The sequence below is a fragment of the Ruminococcus sp. CAG:330 genome (genome assembly GCF_000437175.1).
In the GTDB taxonomy this organism is placed as follows: domain Bacteria; phylum Bacillota; class Clostridia; order Oscillospirales; family Ruminococcaceae; genus Ruminococcus_C.
Genome location: NZ_FR898019.1, coordinates 1 through 18,444 on the forward strand (window position 1 = coordinate 1; position 18,444 = coordinate 18,444).

Annotated in this window: 20 protein-coding genes; 19 read left to right on the forward strand and 1 reads right to left on the reverse strand. The window is 53.0% G+C overall.

Going from position 1 to position 18,444, the window contains the following annotated elements; all coding sequences use genetic code 11:
• Nucleotides 1–5 precede the first annotated feature (5 nt).
• The gene (locus tag QZL66_RS03030; RefSeq protein WP_022410290.1) at nt 6–923 is read right to left on the reverse strand and encodes a DUF368 domain-containing protein; all 918 of its coding nucleotides are present in this window, start codon (nt 921–923) and stop codon (nt 6–8) included.
• A gap of 325 nt (nt 924–1,248) precedes the next feature.
• Between QZL66_RS03030 and hemA the strand changes: the two genes are divergently transcribed.
• The 19 genes from hemA to QZL66_RS03125 all read left to right on the forward strand — a co-directional run bounded on the left by hemA (nt 1,249) and on the right by QZL66_RS03125 (nt 18,407).
• Entirely contained in the window at nt 1,249–2,424 is a 1,176-nt protein-coding gene (gene hemA, locus QZL66_RS03035) for a glutamyl-tRNA reductase (protein ID WP_293601805.1), read from the forward strand.
• A 3-nt stretch (nt 2,425–2,427) separates the two neighbouring features.
• On the forward strand, nt 2,428–3,294 hold the full coding sequence (gene hemC / locus QZL66_RS03040) for a hydroxymethylbilane synthase (RefSeq protein WP_022410292.1): 867 nt from the start codon (nt 2,428–2,430) through the stop codon (nt 3,292–3,294).
• A 24-nt stretch (nt 3,295–3,318) separates the two neighbouring features.
• Nucleotides 3,319–4,302, forward strand: a complete 984-nt coding sequence (gene hemB, locus QZL66_RS03045) for a porphobilinogen synthase (RefSeq protein WP_022410293.1) — start codon at nt 3,319–3,321, stop codon at nt 4,300–4,302.
• A complete protein-coding gene (gene hemL, locus QZL66_RS03050) occupies nt 4,302–5,594 on the forward strand; it encodes a glutamate-1-semialdehyde 2,1-aminomutase (protein WP_022410294.1) in 1,293 nt (430 codons plus the stop codon). The genes hemB and hemL overlap by 1 nt, the downstream gene beginning before the upstream one ends.
• 10 nt (nt 5,595–5,604) lie before the next feature.
• Complete coding sequence (gene cobA, locus QZL66_RS03055) at nt 5,605–7,107, forward strand: uroporphyrinogen-III C-methyltransferase (protein ID WP_022410295.1); 1,503 nt, start codon at nt 5,605–5,607, stop codon at nt 7,105–7,107.
• Complete coding sequence (locus QZL66_RS03060; protein ID WP_022410296.1) at nt 7,104–8,534, forward strand: sirohydrochlorin cobaltochelatase; 1,431 nt, start codon at nt 7,104–7,106, stop codon at nt 8,532–8,534. The genes cobA and QZL66_RS03060 overlap by 4 nt, the downstream gene beginning before the upstream one ends.
• A gap of 319 nt (nt 8,535–8,853) precedes the next feature.
• Nucleotides 8,854–9,873 (forward strand): sulfate ABC transporter substrate-binding protein, encoded by a 1,020-nt coding sequence (locus QZL66_RS03065; RefSeq protein ID WP_022410297.1) that lies wholly within the window; start codon nt 8,854–8,856, stop codon nt 9,871–9,873.
• Nucleotides 9,874–9,882: 9 nt separating this feature from the next.
• Complete coding sequence (gene cysT / locus QZL66_RS03070; protein ID WP_022410298.1) at nt 9,883–10,716, forward strand: sulfate ABC transporter permease subunit CysT; 834 nt, start codon at nt 9,883–9,885, stop codon at nt 10,714–10,716.
• A 3-nt stretch (nt 10,717–10,719) separates the two neighbouring features.
• On the forward strand, nt 10,720–11,541 hold the full coding sequence (cysW, locus tag QZL66_RS03075; protein ID WP_022410299.1) for a sulfate ABC transporter permease subunit CysW: 822 nt from the start codon (nt 10,720–10,722) through the stop codon (nt 11,539–11,541).
• Nucleotides 11,541–12,599, forward strand: coding sequence for a sulfate/molybdate ABC transporter ATP-binding protein (locus tag QZL66_RS03080; protein WP_022410300.1), 1,059 nt, complete (start codon nt 11,541–11,543; stop codon nt 12,597–12,599). The genes cysW and QZL66_RS03080 overlap by 1 nt, the downstream gene beginning before the upstream one ends.
• A gap of 48 nt (nt 12,600–12,647) precedes the next feature.
• A complete protein-coding gene (gene cysK, locus QZL66_RS03085; RefSeq protein WP_022410301.1) occupies nt 12,648–13,580 on the forward strand; it encodes a cysteine synthase A in 933 nt (310 codons plus the stop codon).
• A 12-nt stretch (nt 13,581–13,592) separates the two neighbouring features.
• A complete protein-coding gene (locus QZL66_RS03090; protein ID WP_226943446.1) occupies nt 13,593–14,066 on the forward strand; it encodes an RrF2 family transcriptional regulator in 474 nt (157 codons plus the stop codon).
• A gap of 235 nt (nt 14,067–14,301) precedes the next feature.
• Nucleotides 14,302–15,540, forward strand: coding sequence for an O-acetylhomoserine aminocarboxypropyltransferase/cysteine synthase family protein (locus QZL66_RS03095; protein ID WP_022410303.1), 1,239 nt, complete (start codon nt 14,302–14,304; stop codon nt 15,538–15,540).
• The gene (locus tag QZL66_RS03100) at nt 15,541–16,401 is read left to right on the forward strand and encodes a 4Fe-4S binding protein (RefSeq protein ID WP_022410304.1); all 861 of its coding nucleotides are present in this window, start codon (nt 15,541–15,543) and stop codon (nt 16,399–16,401) included.
• The gene (locus QZL66_RS03105) at nt 16,394–16,639 is read left to right on the forward strand and encodes a sulfurtransferase TusA family protein (RefSeq protein WP_022410305.1); all 246 of its coding nucleotides are present in this window, start codon (nt 16,394–16,396) and stop codon (nt 16,637–16,639) included. The genes QZL66_RS03100 and QZL66_RS03105 overlap by 8 nt, the downstream gene beginning before the upstream one ends.
• Nucleotides 16,640–16,957: a thioredoxin family protein gene (locus tag QZL66_RS03110; RefSeq protein WP_022410306.1), complete on the forward strand. Its 318-nt coding sequence runs from the start codon at nt 16,640–16,642 to the stop codon at nt 16,955–16,957.
• A gap of 19 nt (nt 16,958–16,976) precedes the next feature.
• A complete protein-coding gene (gene thiS / locus QZL66_RS03115) occupies nt 16,977–17,183 on the forward strand; it encodes a sulfur carrier protein ThiS (RefSeq protein WP_022410307.1) in 207 nt (68 codons plus the stop codon).
• A 1-nt stretch (nt 17,184) separates the two neighbouring features.
• Nucleotides 17,185–17,997: a thiazole biosynthesis adenylyltransferase ThiF gene (gene thiF, locus QZL66_RS03120; RefSeq protein WP_021683335.1), complete on the forward strand. Its 813-nt coding sequence runs from the start codon at nt 17,185–17,187 to the stop codon at nt 17,995–17,997.
• The gene (locus QZL66_RS03125) at nt 17,994–18,407 is read left to right on the forward strand and encodes a M67 family metallopeptidase (protein ID WP_022410308.1); all 414 of its coding nucleotides are present in this window, start codon (nt 17,994–17,996) and stop codon (nt 18,405–18,407) included. Before thiF ends, QZL66_RS03125 begins: the two co-directional genes overlap by 4 nt.
• The last annotated feature ends 37 nt before the right edge of the window (nt 18,408–18,444 follow it).

The window sequence follows — 18,444 nt, forward strand, 5'->3', positions numbered from 1 at the left end:
AGTTCTTAATCTGCTTTTTCTTTTTCGTTCTGCTTTGCCTTTTCCGGTTTCTCGGAAAAGAACTTCAAAAGCTGTAAGCCCCAGATCACAGCACCGCCGATCAGGAAGAAAAGAATGTTGAAGGTGTGCAGAGAGAGGGCATCCTGCGGATTTTTCAGCGTGGTCGGTCCCATGGTGATCGCATAAAGCGAACCGATCATCAATCCGATGATGAGAAAGACCGTCGCAGCACGATGCTTTTCCAGCGCAGCACGGATGATTTTGATAATGGCAACGATGCCCGTCAAAACGCCAATGCCAAATACAATGACGATGGGGAGAGAGTGGAACTGCAAGTGCAGGATGTCTTTGATGGCGGTGATGATAGGCAGGTAGATGCCGAAGATCAGCAGCAGCGTCGAACCGGAGATGCCCGGCAGAATCATGGCACAGATGGCAACTGCACCGCAGACAAAGACATAGAGGTACATCCCGATTCCCGGATGGCTCAGATCCATGCCGTTTCCGCCGCCCACCGGATTGAAGTAGGTGATAGCGGATACCAGCGCAATGCCAATGAGGATGAAGAAGATTCGGCTGAGCTTCTCTTTCAGACATCCTTTTTCCTCTATGATGACAATAGGGATTGCAAAGACAATGAATCCCATAAATAGCGAGGATATCTGGTAGATGTGCGTTTCAAAGACGTTTGCCAGAATCAGCACGGCAAGACAGAATCCGATTGCCCAGCCAATGCCGAGCTTGATCAGATACTTCAGGGCGGCAATGCGTTTTTCCTTGGTTCCGGAGATCAGGTCATCTAGCGAGTCGACAAAGCGGTCGTAGAATCCCAGCAAAAACGCAATGGTTCCGCCGGATACGCCGGGAACGCTGTCCGCCAGCGCCATGCAGAATCCATGGATAAATGTGATGATTTTTTTCATGCCACAATAGCTCCTTTGTAATTTGTCTTTTTTATCATACATGAAAAAATTCAAAGAAAACGAAACGATTATTTAACGAGCGATAAAGTATTATTAAACTATTCTTAAATTGAAAAGATACGTGAATTGAAACTGTCAAAAATCGCTGTGGCTTCGGGCAAAACGCCGGCTTTGGAAGCGTAATATCGGCGTGAAATGAAAAAATCCGCATGTTGTTCCCGCAAAAAATGCCGGTCAGAAAAACTTGATATTTACCGAAAAGTGTGCTATAGTTATAGGGATATCTCAGACTGATCGAAATGGAAGTGAAAAAATGCGGTTATTCATGGCTGGACTCGATGTGCATTCAGCAGAGATTGCAGTGCGGGAGGCGCTTGCGTTTTCTACAGAGCAGGCGAAGGCATTCCTGACCGCACTGGTGCAGGAATCCGGCGTATCCGGTGCGGTGCTCTTGGCGACCTGCAATCGGACAGAATTATACATCACTGCGGAATCGGACATTTCTCCGGCGGAGTTGCTGCGTGCGGCAAAATCCGAAACGGCAGTGCCGGAACTCTTGTTGCTGGAGGAGATGGCGGCAGCGCAACATCTGATGGAGGTCGCCTGCGGTTTGCACTCCCAGATTCTGCACGAGGAACAGATCGTGACACAGATCGGCGGTGCGCTGGAAATGGCGAGAAGCTGCCATACCACAGATGCGGTGCTGGACACACTGTTCCGCACAGCGGTTTCCGCCGGGAAGGAGGCATTGACGCAGGTCGCTGTTTCTGCCGTGCCGCTCTCCGTGTCCTATCGTGCCGTGCAGCGTCTGGAGCAGGTGCTGGGGGACTTGCGGGAAAAGTGCTGTCTTGTCATTGGCAACGGTAATATGGGACGGCTCGCCGCATCTCTGCTGGTGCAAAAGGGGTGCCAAACAATGGTGACGCTTCGTTCCTATCATCGCGGGGAAACTGTTGTGCCCTTTGGCACTGTGCCCGTATCCTATGAACAGCGCTTTTCCCGGATGGAGCAGGCGGACATTGTCATCAGTGCCACCCGCAGCCCGCACTATACCATCTGGAAGCACCAGCTGGAACAGGTGCGGCACCGTCCGGCGATGCTGGTAGATCTGGCAATGCCACGGGACATCGAAGCCTCCTGCGGGACACTGGACGGCGTGACGCTGTGGAATCTGGACGACTTACAGAGCGACACAGCACCAGACCAGCAGGCAATCACTGCGCTGCACCAAATTGCCAAGCAGTATGCGGATACCTTTCGCATGTGGCGAAACTATCGGGACTCAGTGCCATATATGCAGCAGCTGAAAGAGCTGACAGCCCAGCGTATTCTGCATAGCACAGCAGTTGATGCTTATCAGTCTGTACCGCAGCTGGAGAAGATCGTTCGCCTGACCGTAGAAAAAACGGTGGACATGCTCATGGGCAGCATGAAAGCCCAGATTGAACCGGCGCTGTTGCAGGATTGCTGTACCAAAATCAAAGACAGGGGGCGATTTTAACCCATGGGAGAAGTGATTCGCATTGGCAGCCGTGCCAGCCGTCTTGCCATCATCCAGAGTCAGCTGGTCATGGCGGAGATTCAGCGCAGCCTGCCGGATGCCAGGCTGGAACTGGTGACCATGAAAACGACTGGCGACAAGATTCTGAACCGGACGCTGGACAAGATTGGCGGGAAAGGATTGTTCTTAAAGGAATTGGATAATGCGCTTTTATCCGGAGAAGTGGATTTGTGCGTGCACAGCCTGAAAGATGTGCCGGTGGAGGAGAATCCGGCGCTGCCCATTGGCGCATATTCTGCACAGGAGTCGCCCGGCGATGTTCTGGTTTTGCCGGAGGGAGCTTCTGACTGGGACGCTGCTGCGCCGGTGGGATGCGCCAGCTTGCGGCGTAGCATGCAGTTTCAGCAGCTGCATCCGGATGCGGCGGTCAGGCCGGTGCGGGGCAATGTGCTGACACGGCTGGAAAAGCTGGATTGCGGGGAATACGGCGCTCTGATTCTGGCGGAAGCCGGCTTAAAACGGCTGGATCTGAGTCATCGGATTCACCAGCGGTTTTCACCGGAACAGATGGTGCCGGCAGCCGGGCAGGGTGTTATGGTGACGCAGAGCCGTGCCGGCGAGTACGCCGAACTGCTGGAAAAGCTGAACCATCCGGATGTTGCACTCTGCGCCAAAACAGAACGCCGCTTGTCAGCACTGCTGGGCGGAGACTGCTCTGCGCCGGTGGGCTGTCACGCCAGATGCAGCGGAACACAGATGACGCTCTACGGATTTTCCGGTATGGGCGGCGTTCCGAAACGTGCCGTGGTACAGGGAAATGTGAGAGATGCTGCTGTGCTGGCGGAAGAACTGGCACGGCAACTTGCATAATTCAATAGAAAGCTGGTATGAACAATGAATTTGACCAATCGTCCCCGTCGTCTGCGCAGCAGTGCGCTGCTTCGCAGCATGGTACGGGAAACACGGATTTCTGCGGATACTCTGGTCTATCCCATGTTTGTGCAGGAGGGAACCAACGTCAAGGAGGAGATCCCCTCCATGCCCGGACAGTATCGGTGGAGTCTGGATCGAGTGGATGAGATTTTGCATCAGGTGTCGGATTCCGGCGTGAAGAGCGTGCTGCTCTTCGGCATTCCGGCACAGAAAGATGAGGTCGGCAGCAGCGCATGGCAGCCGGACGGCATTGTGCAGCGGGCAATCCGGCACATCAAAGCGGCTTTTCCGCAGTTCTATGTGATTACCGATGTCTGTATGTGCGAGTATACCTCCCACGGGCACTGCGGGATTCTCTGCGGACATGACGTGGATAACGATCAGACGCTGGAAGTGCTGGCAAAAACTGCGCTCTCCCACGTGCAGGCAGGGGCGGACATGGTAGCGCCCTCGGATATGATGGACGGCAGAGTGGGAAGAATCCGGCAGGTTCTGGATGAAAACGGTTTTGTGAATACACCCATTATGGCGTATTCCGTCAAGTACGCCTCAGCTTTCTACGGACCGTTTCGGGATGCTGCCGGTTCTGCGCCGGCGTTCGGCGATCGGAAGGGCTACCAGATGGATCCGCACAACGCACGGGAGGCAATTCTGGAGGCAGAGCTGGACGTGCAGGAGGGTGCGGACATCCTTATGGTGAAGCCGGGCATGGCATATCTGGATGTGCTGAAGTCGCTGAAAGAGCGTTTTCACCAGCCCGTTGCGCTCTATAGCGTCAGCGGAGAATACGCCATGATTCAGGCAGCAGCTGCTGCCGGATATATCGACAGAACTGCCGTTATCTGTGAATCAGCAGTGTGCATGTACCGTGCCGGTGCAGATCTGCTGATTACCTATTTCGCCATGGAACTGGCGCAGTATATCAAAGAGGGGAGAATTGGATGATGCATACAGAGTGTTCAGAGGAACTCTATTCCCGTGCCAAGGAATTGATGCCGGGCGGTGTCAATTCTCCGGTGCGTGCGTTTTTGTCTGTGGGCGGAACGCCGCGGTTTATCCGGCGTGCCAAGGAGCAATACCTCTATGATGAGGACGGCAACGCCTATATCGATTACATTGGCTCGTGGGGGCCGATGATTCTGGGACACAATCCGGATTTCGTGCTGGATGCCGTCCGGAAACAGCTGGAAAACGGTCTGAGCTACGGTGCAGCCACTGCACTGGAAGTGGAGATGGCGGAGCTGATTCATGAGATCGTGCCGTGCGTGGAGATGATGCGTATGGTGAACTCCGGCACAGAGGCTGTTATGAGTGCCGTGCGTGCTGCCAGAGGCTTTACCGGCAGAGATAAGATCGTGAAGTTTGAGGGCTGCTACCACGGCCACGCTGATGCTATGCTGGTCAAAGCCGGATCCGGTGTCATGACCTCCGGCATTCCGGATTCCAGCGGAGTCCCACGGGGATGTACTGCTGATACCCTCTCTGCGGTTTATAACGATCTGGACAGCGTGGAACGGCTGTTCCAGCAGTACCCTTCGGAGATCGCCTGTGTCATCGTCGAACCGGTGGCAGCTAATATGGGCGTAGTCGTGCCGAAAAAGTCCTTTCTTCCGGGATTGCGCCAGCTCTGTGACCAGTACGGCGCACTGCTGATTTTTGATGAGGTCATTACCGGATTCCGTCTGCAAATCGACGGCGCAATCGGACACTTTGGCATCACGCCGGATCTGGTGACCTATGGCAAGATCATCGGCGGCGGTATGCCGGTTGGCGCATACGGCGGAAGAAAGGAGATCATGCAGCTGGTTTCGCCCCTCGGTTCTGTCTATCAGGCGGGGACGCTCAGCGGCAATCCCGTGGCAATGTGCGCCGGTCTGACGCAGCTTCGCTATCTGAAAGCGCATCCGGAGGTGTACCGGCAGATCGGTTTCCTGTCCCACCGTCTGCGCAGCGGTTTGGAGGAGATTATTCGCCGGTATCATGCGCCGTGCACCGTCAACGGCATCGGTTCGCTGTCCTGCCTGTACTTTACGCCGGAACCTGTGACCGATTATACCAGTGCCAAGAAAGCGGACACTCAGCAGTTTAAAGAATATTTCCACTATATGCTGGACACCGGAAGCTACTTTGGCCCAAGCCAGTTCGAGGCGGCATTTGTCTCCAATGCGCACACGCTGCGTGAAATTGATAAGACGCTGGCGGATGCCGAGGATTACTTTGCATCCCGGAACTTTTAAGGAGAGAACGATGGAACAGGGAATGGTATTTCTGGTGGGAGCCGGTCCGGGCGATCCGCTTTTGCTGACAGAGCGTGGAAAACAGTGCCTGCAAACTGCGGATGCTGTGGTCTATGATGCGCTGGCGAGCGCTTCAGTTTTAAACCTGACCCGACCGGACTGCGATCTGATCTTTGCCGGAAAGACTGCCGGACTGCACCACAAAAAGCAGAGCGAAACCAATCTTCTGCTGGTAGAGTTGGCGCAGCAGGGGAAAAAGGTGGTGCGTCTGAAAGGCGGTGATCCCTTTGTCTTTGGCAGAGGGGGAGAAGAGGCGCAGATGCTGCGGAAACACGGCGTGCCGTTTGCCATTGTGCCGGGCGTGTCCTCTTGCTATAGTGTTCCGGCATATGCCGGGATTCCGGCGACCTATCGGGATCACGCCTCTTCGTTCCATGTCATCACCGGACATCGAAAGGCATCCCGGCAGGAGGAATCGGACGGCGCTGCACTGGCAAAGCTGGAGGGAACGCTGGTCTTTCTCATGAGTCTTGGCAACTTGCCCCGCATTGCGGATACGCTGATACAGGGCGGAAAATCGCCTGACACGCCGGCAGCCGTGATTGAGCAGGGGACGACTGCACGGCAGCGTGTGGTCACAGCACCCCTGGCGCACATTGCACAGGCGGCGCAGGATGCCGGTTTGCACACACCGGCGATGACGGTTGTGGGAGATGTGGTCTCTCTGCGTCAGGAATTGCAATGGCAGGAGCGTGGAGCACTCTACGGAAAAAAAGTGTTGCTCACGGGAACACCGGACTATGTGCGGAAGGCAGCGCTTCCGCTTCGAAAGCACGGCGCAGAGGCAGCAGAGGTGAGCCTGATCTATCCGCAGGAACCGCAAGAGGGCACATTTTCCGCAATTCCGTGGGGCGACTATACATGGCTGGTGCTCACCAGTGCCAACGGTGTGGAACTGTTTTTTGCCGGATTGCAGCGGGATGGCGTAGATCTTCGGCAATTGCTGCACCTGCACTTTGCCGTCATCGGTAAGGGTACGGCGCAGGCGCTTGCACGGCATGGGATTTTTGCGGACTGCATCCCGCCGCAATTTCACAGCGACAGTCTGGCGGAAGCACTGATTCCCCAGCTGACGGCGCAGGACAAGGTGCTCCTGCTTCGGGCGGAGAACGGCTCTGAGGTGCTGTCGCAGCGTCTGGAACAGGCTGGTGTGTGCTTCCGCACTGTGCCGTTCTATGCAGTAAAGTCGGACTGGCGGAAAAAGCAACTGTTGCTGGCGGAGTTGAAAACGGCGGACTATGTGTTTCTTGCCAGCTCCTCCGCTGCCAGAACCTTTGCGGAAATGACTGCCGGAGAAGATCCCTATGCAGCACAGGTCATCTCCATTGGCGATGCGACTACGCACACAGCGGAATCCTTTGGAATCCCTGTGGCAAAGACGGCAAAACAGTCAGACATTGACGGCATGCTTCAGTGTATTCTCCCTCCTGCTGCAGCGGAGGATGCCAGATGACCGGCTATCCCATCTCCCTGCATTTGCAGGGAAAAAAGTGCGTTGTCTTTGGTGCCGGAAAAACAGCACAGCGGCGGGTGCAGGGACTTTTGCAGGCTGGTGCAATGGTGACTGTGATTGCGCCGGAACCCAAGTCGGACTGCTGGAACAAGGCAGATCTGACCTATGTGCAGGCGCATTACCAACAGGCGTTTCTGGAGGAGGCGCTGCTGGTGTTTGCAGCGACCAATGACGCAGCATGCAATGCGCAAATCGTACAGGACGCACAGGCACTGGGAAAGCTGGTTTCCACGGTAACGGCGGATGCAGCGAATCTCTCTGATTTTTCCGTGCCAGCTACCCGCTGCAGCGGTGCGGTGACGCTTTCCGTGACAACAGACGGAAAAGCACCAGCGCTCTCCGCTGCCATTTGCGATGCACTGGTACCGGCGCTTGCAGATTGTGAAATGCTCTGCACTTGTATTTGCACGCTGCGCAACACTTGGAAAAAAACGATACCGGAACAGCGTCGCCGTGCACAGCTGCTCCGGCAGATCACAGCGTCGGATGCACTAGCGCTGTTTCGAGAACAGGGACAGACCGCTTACCTCCAATACGCTGCGAAACTGTCCGGCATTGTACCGCAGGAGAAAACCGCAATTCTGGCGGTCAGCTTCGGCACTGCCTACGCAGAAACACGGGAGCAGACCATCGGTGCTGTGGAACGGGCAATCGGCAAGGCATTTCCGGAGGCGGACGTGTATCGTGCCTTTACCAGCAGCCGAATTGTCCGCCGAATGCGGCAGAGCGGAATCCAAGTCGATACGGTGAACGAGGCACTGGAACGTCTGAAGCAGCTGGGCTATACGCAGATATTCTGTCAGCCGACTTATGTCGCTGCCGGCAAGGAATACGAACAGCTTTGCACCGATGCAGCAAAATGGAAACGGTCGTTTCTGCATCTCTCCGTGGGAGTGCCGCTGCTGATGCACACGGCGGATTATCCGCATCTCATTCAGGCGATGGCGGAATCCGGCATCATTGCCCATGAAGCGCACCGTGCCTATCTTCTGATGGGACACGGAACGGCACATGCCGGAACGCTGGCATATCCGGTGTTTGAGGACTGGCTGCGGCACTGCGGATATGACAATGTGTTTGTAGGGACGCTGGGCGGTGTGCCGACCCTGGAAATGGCATTGGCACAGCTGAAAAAGCACGCCTATACGGAAGTGGTGCTCTCTCCTATGCTGCTGGCAGCAGGAAAGCATGTGCAGCGGGATATGGCGGGAGAACATCCGGCATCCTGGAAATCGATTCTGGAACAGAACGGGTATTCTGTGACAGTGCAGACGCAGGGACTTGGCGCATATCCGGCAATACAGGAGCGCTATGTTGCGCATTTGCGGGAACTGATGGCATCACAGAATTTCCCTGAAACTAAATAAGATTTGATATCGTAACCGGATAGGAAGTTTTCCTGTCCGGTTCTTTTTTGTGCATTTTGATGTTCTAATCACTCGCTTTTCGACTTCGTTTTATCACATCATACAAAAAGAGTAAAATCCTCTTGACAAACTCCTAGTTTTGCGGTATCATATATGGCATATTAAACATATCAAAACAATATGAATTATAGGGAAAGGAGGACATGACAATGCGGTATTTCAATTTAAAAGCGACAGGCGGCATTGTACGATGTTTCTTCTCTTTTTCTGGAATAGAGATCGCACAATCCATTCATAGGAAAGAAAGAGGGAAAAGAACATGAAAAAGAGCAAGATCAAGATTTTTGGACTTTTGGCAGCAGTCGTTTTGACTGGAGGAATTTTCGCCGGATGCGGAAGTGCTTCGGATGACACGGTCAGCATTGTCAACGTCTCCTACGACCCCACCCGAGAGCTTTACTCGGAGTACAACAAGATTTTCGCCGAGCACTGGAAAGAAAAAACCGGACAGGATGTGGAAGTCACACAGTCCCATGGCGGTTCCGGTAAACAGGCGCTGGAAGTTGCCAACGGTCTGGAAGCCGATGTGGTAACCTTGGCGCTGGAATATGATGTGGATGCCATTCAGGACGCCGGACTGATCGAGGACGGCTGGGTCAATGAGTTTGACGATGACAGCGCACCGTACACCTCCACCATTGTTTTTCTGGTGCGGAAGGGCAACCCCAAGGACATTCATGACTGGGACGATCTGGTCAAGGATGGCGTCGGCGTAATCACCCCGAACCCCAAGACCTCCGGCGGTGCGAGATGGAACTATCTGGCAGCTTGGGCGTATGCCGACAAGCAGGACGGCGGCGATGAGGCAAAGACAGAAGAATTCATCAAAAAGCTTTACCAGAACGTTCTGGTGCTGGACTCCGGCGCAAGAGGTGCGACGACGACCTTTGTGGAGAACGGACAGGGCGATGTGCTGATCGCATGGGAAAATGAGGCGTATCTGTCTATCAAGGACAATCCGGACGACTATGAGATCATCACGCCGAGCATCAGTATTCTGGCGCAGCCCTCTGTGGCAGTGGTGGATTCTGTGGTAGACGAACGTGGCACACGGGATGTGTCAACGGAGTATTTGCAGTATCTCTATTCGGACGATGCGCAGCGCATCGCAGGGGACAACTATTACCGTCCCTCCAACCCGACAATTTTGCAGGAATATGCAGATGTGTTTAACTTAAATATTGACCTTGTCACCATTCAGGATTTCGGCGGATGGGATGAAGCGCAGAAAAAGCACTTCGCCGAGGGCGGAATCTTTGACAAGATCTACGAAAAATAAGGAGCAACTATGAAAAAAGGCAGCAAACGGGTGATTCCCGGATTTGGATTATCAATGGGAGTGACACTTTCCATTCTCAGCATCATCGTTTTGATTCCGCTGGCGTCGCTGATCATCTACACCGCACAGCTCAGCCCGTCAGAGTTTTTCGAAACGGTAACACGTCCCCGTGTTCTGGCAAGCTTTCGTGTAAGCCTGCTCACGGCGTTTATCGCCTCTGCAATCAATGCGGTGATGGGTGTAATTCTTGCATGGGTGCTGGTGCGCTACCGTTTTCCGTGCAAGCGCCTGCTGAATGGAATGATCGAGCTGCCGTTTGCGCTGCCGACTGCTGTTGCCGGAATTGCGCTGACTTCCCTGACCGCAGATACCGGTCTGGTGGGAAAGTTCTTCGCCCGTTTCGGCATTGAGATCGCTTATACCAGAGCCGGTATCACAGTCGCACTGGTGTTCATCGGCATTCCGTTTGTGGTTCGCACCGTGCAGCCGATTTTGGAAAAGCTTGACCCGACCTATGAAGAGGCAGCCGGTGTGATGGGTGCAAGCCGTATCCGCATCTTCTGGAAAGTGATATTTCCGGAAATTCTGCCGGCAACTTTGACAGGGTTCGGATTGGCGTTCGGCAGATGTCTTGGAGAATACGGCAGCGTCGTATTCATCGCCGGCAATCAGCCCTATGAAACAGAGATCACACCGCTGATTATCATGTCAAAGTTACAGGAATATGATTATACCAGTGCAACTTCCATTGCATTGGTGATGCTGGTCGCTGCATTCTTGATTTTGTTCTTTACCAATCTGGTGCAGGCGAGAAGCGCAAAGATTTTGAAGGGAGGTCAGTAAATCATGCACGAAGAAACTGTGGGTTCCAAAGTCGTCAAATGGGTTTTGATCGGTGTCAGTGTCCTGTTTCTAGTCCTGCTGCTGCTGCTCCCTTTGGTGACGGTAATTTCCGAGGCGCTGCGGGATGGCTGGAAAACCTATCAGGCAGCGGTAACCGATAAATACACGGTCAAGGCAATTCTCCTGACCTTGGAGGCAACTGCCTGCGCTGTTGGCATCAATACGATTTTTGGCGTATTTGCAGCACTTGCAGTGACCAAATACCACTTCCGTGGGAAGAAAGTTCTCACGACACTGATCGATGTGCCGGTTACGGTGTCGCCTATTATCGCCGGTTTGATTTTCCTGCTGACGTTCGGCAGACAGAGCGTGCTGTATCCGCTGATGCAGGATCTGGGCATCAAGGTGGTGTTCGCCGTACCAGGCATTATTCTGGCGACGATTTTTGTCACATTCCCGTTTGTATCACGGGAGCTGATTCCGGTTCTGGAATCGCAGGGATCGGACGAGGAAGAGGCTGCAGCTCTGATGGGCGCAGGCGCCTGGACGATTTTCCGCAAGGTCACGTTCCCGCATATCAAATGGGCACTTTTGTATGGCGTGGTGCTCTGTGCAGCGAGAGCCATGGGTGAGTTCGGTGCAGTTTCCGTCCTCTCCGGACACCTGCGTGGTAAGACCAATACACTGCCCCTGCACGTGGAGATCCTGTTCAATGAATTCCAGTATGTGCCGGCGTTTGCAGTTTCGTCCGTTCTGGTTCTCATGGCAATTGTAATTCTGGTGATTCGCAGCTTAATTGAACACCGGGGAAAGAAGGAAACCTGATGTATGTAGAATTGAATCACATCAACAAGCGCTTTGGCAACTATCAGGCATCGGATGATGTGAGTTTTGGAATTGAAAAGGGAAAACTGATTGGACTGCTTGGCCCCAGCGGCAGCGGTAAAACAACCATTCTGCGCATGATCGCCGGTCTGGAACATCCGGACAGCGGTGAGATCAAGATTGATGGCACTGTGGTCAACGATATTCCCGCCAGCAAGCGTGGCATTGGCTTTGTTTTTCAGAACTATGCGCTGTTTCGGTATATGACGGTGTATGACAACATCGCTTTTGGACTGAAAGTGCAGAAAGTGGATAGAAAGACCATTGCCAGCCGTGTGGCAGAGCTGATCGACCTCATCGGGCTGAAAGGACTGGAAAAGCGCTATCCCAGCCAGCTCTCCGGCGGACAGCGTCAGCGTGTGGCATTTGCAAGAGCCCTTGCGCCGAATCCGCAGCTTCTGCTGCTGGACGAGCCGTTTGCAGCAATTGATGCGAAAGTGCGTCAGGAGCTGCGCAGCTGGCTGAAAGAGATGATCGGCAAGCTTGGTGTCACCAGTATTTTTGTCACCCACGATCAGGATGAGGCAATCGAGGTTGCCGATGAGATTATCATCACCAATCGAGGCAGAATCGAACAGATGGGAACGCCGCTGGAGATCTACCGCCATCCGCAGACCTCTTTCACAGCTTCGTTTTTCGGACGCACCTCCGTGCTGGCAGACTACCGGAAGTATCACACATTCCAGCAGATGGAACACGTGGAAAAGGCAATCGTCCGTCCGGAGTTCCTGAAAATTACCAAGAAGGGCGAGGTACAGAAGTACGGCAGTTCTGCTTCTCAGGGCGTGGTGGAACGGGTTTCTTTTCGTGGCGACTGGATCGAGCTGGAAGTTCGTGTGAACGGCGATTTGCTGATTGCCAAGCGTGATCTGGAAGAGCCTGGCGTTTCCGTTGGAGAAACAGTGGACGTATTCCTCTACCGCATCTTTGTGATTGCCGGCGAGACGTGCTATCTTCTGGAGAATCAGTCCTTGCAGGATGATTCTGTATTTATTTGAGTGCTTTCTCATATTGTTAAGATTACAAATTAAAAGGAGTCGAGTACCATGGCTAAGATTTATCAGGGTGCAGTGGAGCTGATCGGAAATACTCCGCTGGTAGAAGTTATCAATCTGGAACAGCAGGAAGCGCTGAAAGCGAGAGTCCTTGTGAAGCTGGAATATCTCAATCCGGCTGGCAGTGTCAAGGATCGTATCGCCAAGGCAATGCTGGAAGATGCAGAGGCAAAAGGACTGCTGAAAAAGGGTTCTGTGATTATTGAGCCAACATCGGGGAATACTGGAATTGGTCTGGCTGCCATCGCAGCTGCCAAGGGCTATCGTGTGATTCTGACGATGCCGGAAACCATGAGTGTGGAGCGCCGGAACATTCTGAAAGCATACGGCGCTGAGATCGTTTTGACCTCTGGTGTCAAGGGCATGAAGGGTGCCATTGAGCGTGCAAGGGAGCTGGCAGAGGAAATTCCGGGAAGCTTTATTCCCGGACAATTTGAGAACCCTGCCAATCCGGAGGCACACCGCAAGACCACCGGTCCGGAGATCTGGCAGGATACCGATGGAAAGGTAGACTTTTTTGTTGCCGGCGTTGGAACCGGCGGAACCGTTAGCGGAACCGGCGCATACCTGAAGTCCAAGAATCCGGCAGTGCAGGTCGTTGCGGTAGAGCCGTTTGACTCGCAGGTTCTGGCAGGCGGAAAACCCGGCCCGCACAAGATTCAGGGCATTGGCGCAGGCTTCGTTCCCAAGACACTGGACACCGGCATCTATGACACGATCTATCCGGTGAAGAATGACGATGCCTTTGCAACGGCAAAGCTAATTGCCAAGCACGAGGGAATCCTCGTGGGAATTTCGTCCGGTGCAGCGCTGTATGCAGCACTGGAACTGGCAAAGAAGCCGGAGAATGCCGGAAAAACCATTGTTGCGCTGCTGCCGGACAGCGGTGACCGCTATTATTCCACAACACTGTTTTCCGATTGAGAATTCGTTTGTGTGCAGAAGAGAGGAAGATGTACCATAAAAATCTCAACAAAAGTAGAATGCGGCATCATCGCATTGATCGACATTGCACTGCATTCTGAAAATGGAGAAGCTGTTGCCGTGAGCAGTATTTCCAAGCGGCAAAACATTTCAGTAAAATATCTGGAACAAATTCTGGTGGCGCTGCGTCAAGCATATCTGATTCGTGGCATCAAGGGATTCAAGGGCGGCTATGTCATCGCAAGACCTGCCAGTCAGATCACATTTCAGGAGATCATTGACGCACTGGACATCACAGTTCTGGGCGATGTGGATGCTGGCGGTGCAGATGACAACTCTCTTTTGAAAGCAACGGTACAGGAGTGCCTGTGGGATCAGATGACGGCATATCTGCGGAAGTTTTGCGCCGGCGTGACATTGCAGGACATGATTGAGCGCTATCGCAGCTCGATTCCGCCGGAGGAGTCGTTCATGTATTATATCTAAAAGAAGTTTCGGATTCACTTCCGGCTTCTGTTTCAGACGGCGTCGCAGCGTTTGCCAATGCGCCGTCTGATTTTTCAGAAAAATATGTGAACTTATCATGTATAATAAGAATCTACAGATAACTTTTTGAATAAAATGAAAAAACATACGAAATCATACAAAACCTATTGACTTAGTAGTGAAAAGGTGCTATAATAGGCTCATGAAAACGAACGAGAGGAGCGTGGGTGAGCGCATGAAGTTTAATACGGCATTGCTGCATCAGAATTTTGATGGCGAAAAGAGTACGGGTTCCACGATCATGCCGATTTATCAGGTCAGCGCATTCGCACATGAAACGGCAGAAAAACTGGAAAAGGTTTTTCATAATCAAGCGCCGGGATTTGCTTATACTAGAATCAGCAACCCAACCGTAGACGCTTTTGAAAAGAGAGTCGCAGCGATGGAACACGGCATTGGTGCTGTGAGCTGTTCGTCTGGTATGACGGCGGTCACCATGGCGCTGCTGAACATTCTCCACGCAGGGGACGAGGTGATTGCAGGTTCCGGACTGTTCGGCGGAACGATCGACCTGTTCTCCGATCTGAAAGCATTTGGAATCACCACACGGTTTGCAGAATCTGTTACTGTGGAAAAAATCGAACCGCTCATCAATGAGAACACTAAGGTGGTTTTCACAGAGCTGATCGGTAACCCGAAGCTGGATGTGGTAGATCTGAAAGCGGTTTCTGAACTGGTGCATGCGCACGGGATTCCGCTGATTATCGACAGCACCACGGCAACCCCGTATCTGATCCATCCCTTTGAATATGGCGCAGATGTGGTGGTTCACTCCTCTTCCAAGTACATCAACGGCGGCGGTAACGCCATCAGCGGTGTGATCGTGGACAGCGGCAGTTTCTCTTGGGATAAGAGCCGGTACGACGGATTCGAGCCATACGCCAAGTATGGAAAGTTTGCCTATCTGGCAAAACTCCGGAATGCCATCTGGCGAAATGTGGGCGGCTGTTTGTCCCCGATGAATGCGTTCCTCAATTCCGTGGGACTGGAAACGCTGGGTCTGCGGATGGAGCGGCTCTGTGACAACGCCCTCCAGCTGGCACGATATCTGGACAGCGTGGACGGCGTTGAGGTCAACTATCCGGCTTTGGAGAAGAGCCCGTATTACGACTTGGTGCAGAAGCAGTTCGGCGGAAAGGGCGGCGCAATCCTGACACTTCGTGCAGGCAGCAAGGAAAAGGCGTTCTGCCTGATCAACCATTTGCAGTACGCCACCAACGCCACCAACATCGGTGATGTGCGGACGCTGGTCATCCATCCGGCAAGTACCATTTACGCACACAGCAACGAAGCGCAAAAACAGAGTGCCGGCGTGTATGCGGATTCCATCCGTGTCAGCGTGGGCATTGAAGATATTGAAGACCTGATCGCAGATTTCGGACAGGCAATTGCGAAAATGCAGGAGGAATGTTAAATGGCAGTTGATTACGCAACGTTGAAAAAAGGCGGCTTTATGCGACAGAAGCAGAAAAATCATTTTTCGCTCCGGCTTCGGGTGGTCGGCGGTAATCTGACGGCAAAGCAGCTTGCAAAGATTGCAGAGGTCGCAGAAAAATTTGGAGACGGACATGTGCATCTGACTTCCCGTCAGAGCGTGGAAATTCCGTTTGTTAAGCTGGAACAGATCGATGCTGTAAAGGCAGCGCTGGCAGAGGGCGATGTGGAACTGGGCGTTTGCGGTCCGAGAGTTCGTACCGTCACAGCTTGTCAGGGCGAGGCAATCTGCCCCAGCGGATGCATTGATACTTACGCACTGGCAAAGGAACTGGACGCACGCTACTTTGCACGGGAACTGCCCCATAAGTTTAAGTTCGGTATTACCGGATGTCAGAACAATTGCTTGAAGTCCGAGGAAAACGACTTGGGCATCAAGGGCGGCATTCAGGTGAAATGGCGGGAAGAGGACTGCATCCAGTGCGGTGTCTGTACCAAGGCATGCCGCAGCGGTGCGATCACCCACGAGGATGGAAAAATCACCGTGGATGAGAGCAAGTGCAACTTCTGCGGACGCTGTGTGAAAGCATGTCCCACAGAAGCTTGGGATACGGTGCATGGCTACATCGTCTCTTTCGGCGGACTGTTTGGCAACAGCATCCATAAGGGCGAGCCGATCATCCCGTTTATCGCAGACAAGGAAAAGCTCCTGAAGATCTGCGATGCCGCAGTACAGTTTTTTGATGACAACGCCAACGCCGGAGAACGGTTCCAGTTCACCCTGGAGCGTGTGGGAAAAGAAAAATTCGAAGAGAAAATCTGGGAGGCTTACAATGGCTGAATTTCAAATTGACGATACGGTAGATATCACAGATGTTGTTTGCCCGGTCACTTTTGTGAAGGCAAAGGTTGCACTGGAAGAGCTGGACGACGGACAGATCCTCTCCATTCGCATGAACGACGGCGAACCGGTACAGAACGTACCCCGGAGCATCAAGGAAGAGGGTCACAAGATCCTGAAGCTGCTTCAGAATGAGGACGGCACTTATAATCTGATCGTAAAAAAGGTGGGTGATTGAATGGCTGCTCGTGTCAATCAGGAGAACTTTCAGCAGGAAGTGCTGGAGGCAAAGGGCTTGGTGCTGGCGGACTTTTACTCGGACAGCTGCATTCCCTGCAAGCGTTTTTCTCCAGTTCTGTCTGAACTGGAGGAAACTTATGGCGATGCATTGAAAGTGGTAAAAATCAATGTCAACTTTGACATGGCACTGGCAGAGCGGTACGAAGTACAGGCAGCCCCCACACTGATCTTCTTCCAAGACGGTGTCGAAAAAGACCGGCGCAAAGGTCTGGTCAAGAAAGCAGAACTCGTGGAAATCATTGATTCCCTCAAATAACCATCAAAGGAGTATGATTATGAAAATTACAGTTGCAGGTGTACAGAAGGAAGTCACAGACGGTCTGACCGTTGCACAGCTGATCGTGGACGAGAACGTAGAAACCCCGCAGTATGTTACCGTTACCATCAACGATGAATTCGTAGAAAACGGCACATTTGAAAAGACTGTCCTCAAGGACGGCGACACTGTAGAATTTCTCTACTTCATGGGAGGTGGACAGTAAGATGGCATTTACCAACGAACAGATCGAGCGCTACTCCCGTCACATCATCCTGAAAGAGGTTGGCGTCAAGGGACAGAAGAAGCTGCTCAATGCGAAAGTGCTGATCATTGGTGCAGGCGGCCTGGGTGCTCCGGCAGCAATGTATCTGGCAGCAGCCGGCGTGGGTACCATCGGCATTGCAGATGCTGACGAAGTAGACCTTTCCAACCTCCAGCGCCAGATCATCCACGCAACCGCAGATGTGGGCAAGGCAAAGGTACAGTCCGCTAAGGAGACCATGGAAGCAATTAATCCGGATGTCAAGGTCAATACGTATCGGACATTCGTCACCAGCGAGAATATCATGGATCTCATTAAAGACTATGATTTCGTGATCGACGGCACCGATAATTTTCCGGCAAAGTTCCTCATCAATGACGCCTGCGTTATGGCGAAGAAGCCGTTCTCCCATGCCGGTATCATCCGGTTTCAGGGTCAGCTCATGACCTATGTGCCAGGAGAGGGTCCGTGCTACCGCTGCGTCTTTAAGAACCCGCCTCCAAAGGATGCCGTTCCCACCTGCAAACAGGCTGGCGTTATCGGCGCAATGGGCGGTGTCATCGGCAGTCTCCAGGCAATGGAGGCAATCAAGTACATTCTGGGAATCGGCAATCTGCTGACCGGTTACCTGCTGACCTATGATGCATTGAAGATGGAATTCCGCAAGGTCAAGCTGCCGTCGGAAACCTCTGGCTGTGCAGTCTGCGGAACACATCCCACAATCACAGAACTGATCGATTATGAACAGGCAGAATGCGACGGAGTAGGACTATGATTCAGTTAAAGAAATCTGATTTTGAAAAAATGCTGGCACATGCGCAGAAAGAGCTGCCCGATGAGGCGTGCGGTCTGATTGCCGGCGAGATTAGCGGAACGGATAAGATTGTCAAGAAGGTATACCTCCTGACCAACATCGACCATTCCAACGAGCACTTCAGCCTTGATCCGAAGGAACAGCTGGCAGCAGTCAAGGACATGCGTGCCAACGGGCTGGTTCCGCTGGGTAACTGGCATTCGCATCCGGAATCTCCCTCCAGACCGTCGGAAGAGGACAAGCGGCTGGCATATGACAGCAAGGCAAGCTATATGATTCTCTCCCTGATGGATCGGGAAAATCCGGTGCTCAATTCCTTCCACATCGAAGGAACCGACGCAGAAAAGGAACTCTTACAAATCGAGGATTGAGTTATGTTTGACATCATCATCATCGGCAGCGGACCGG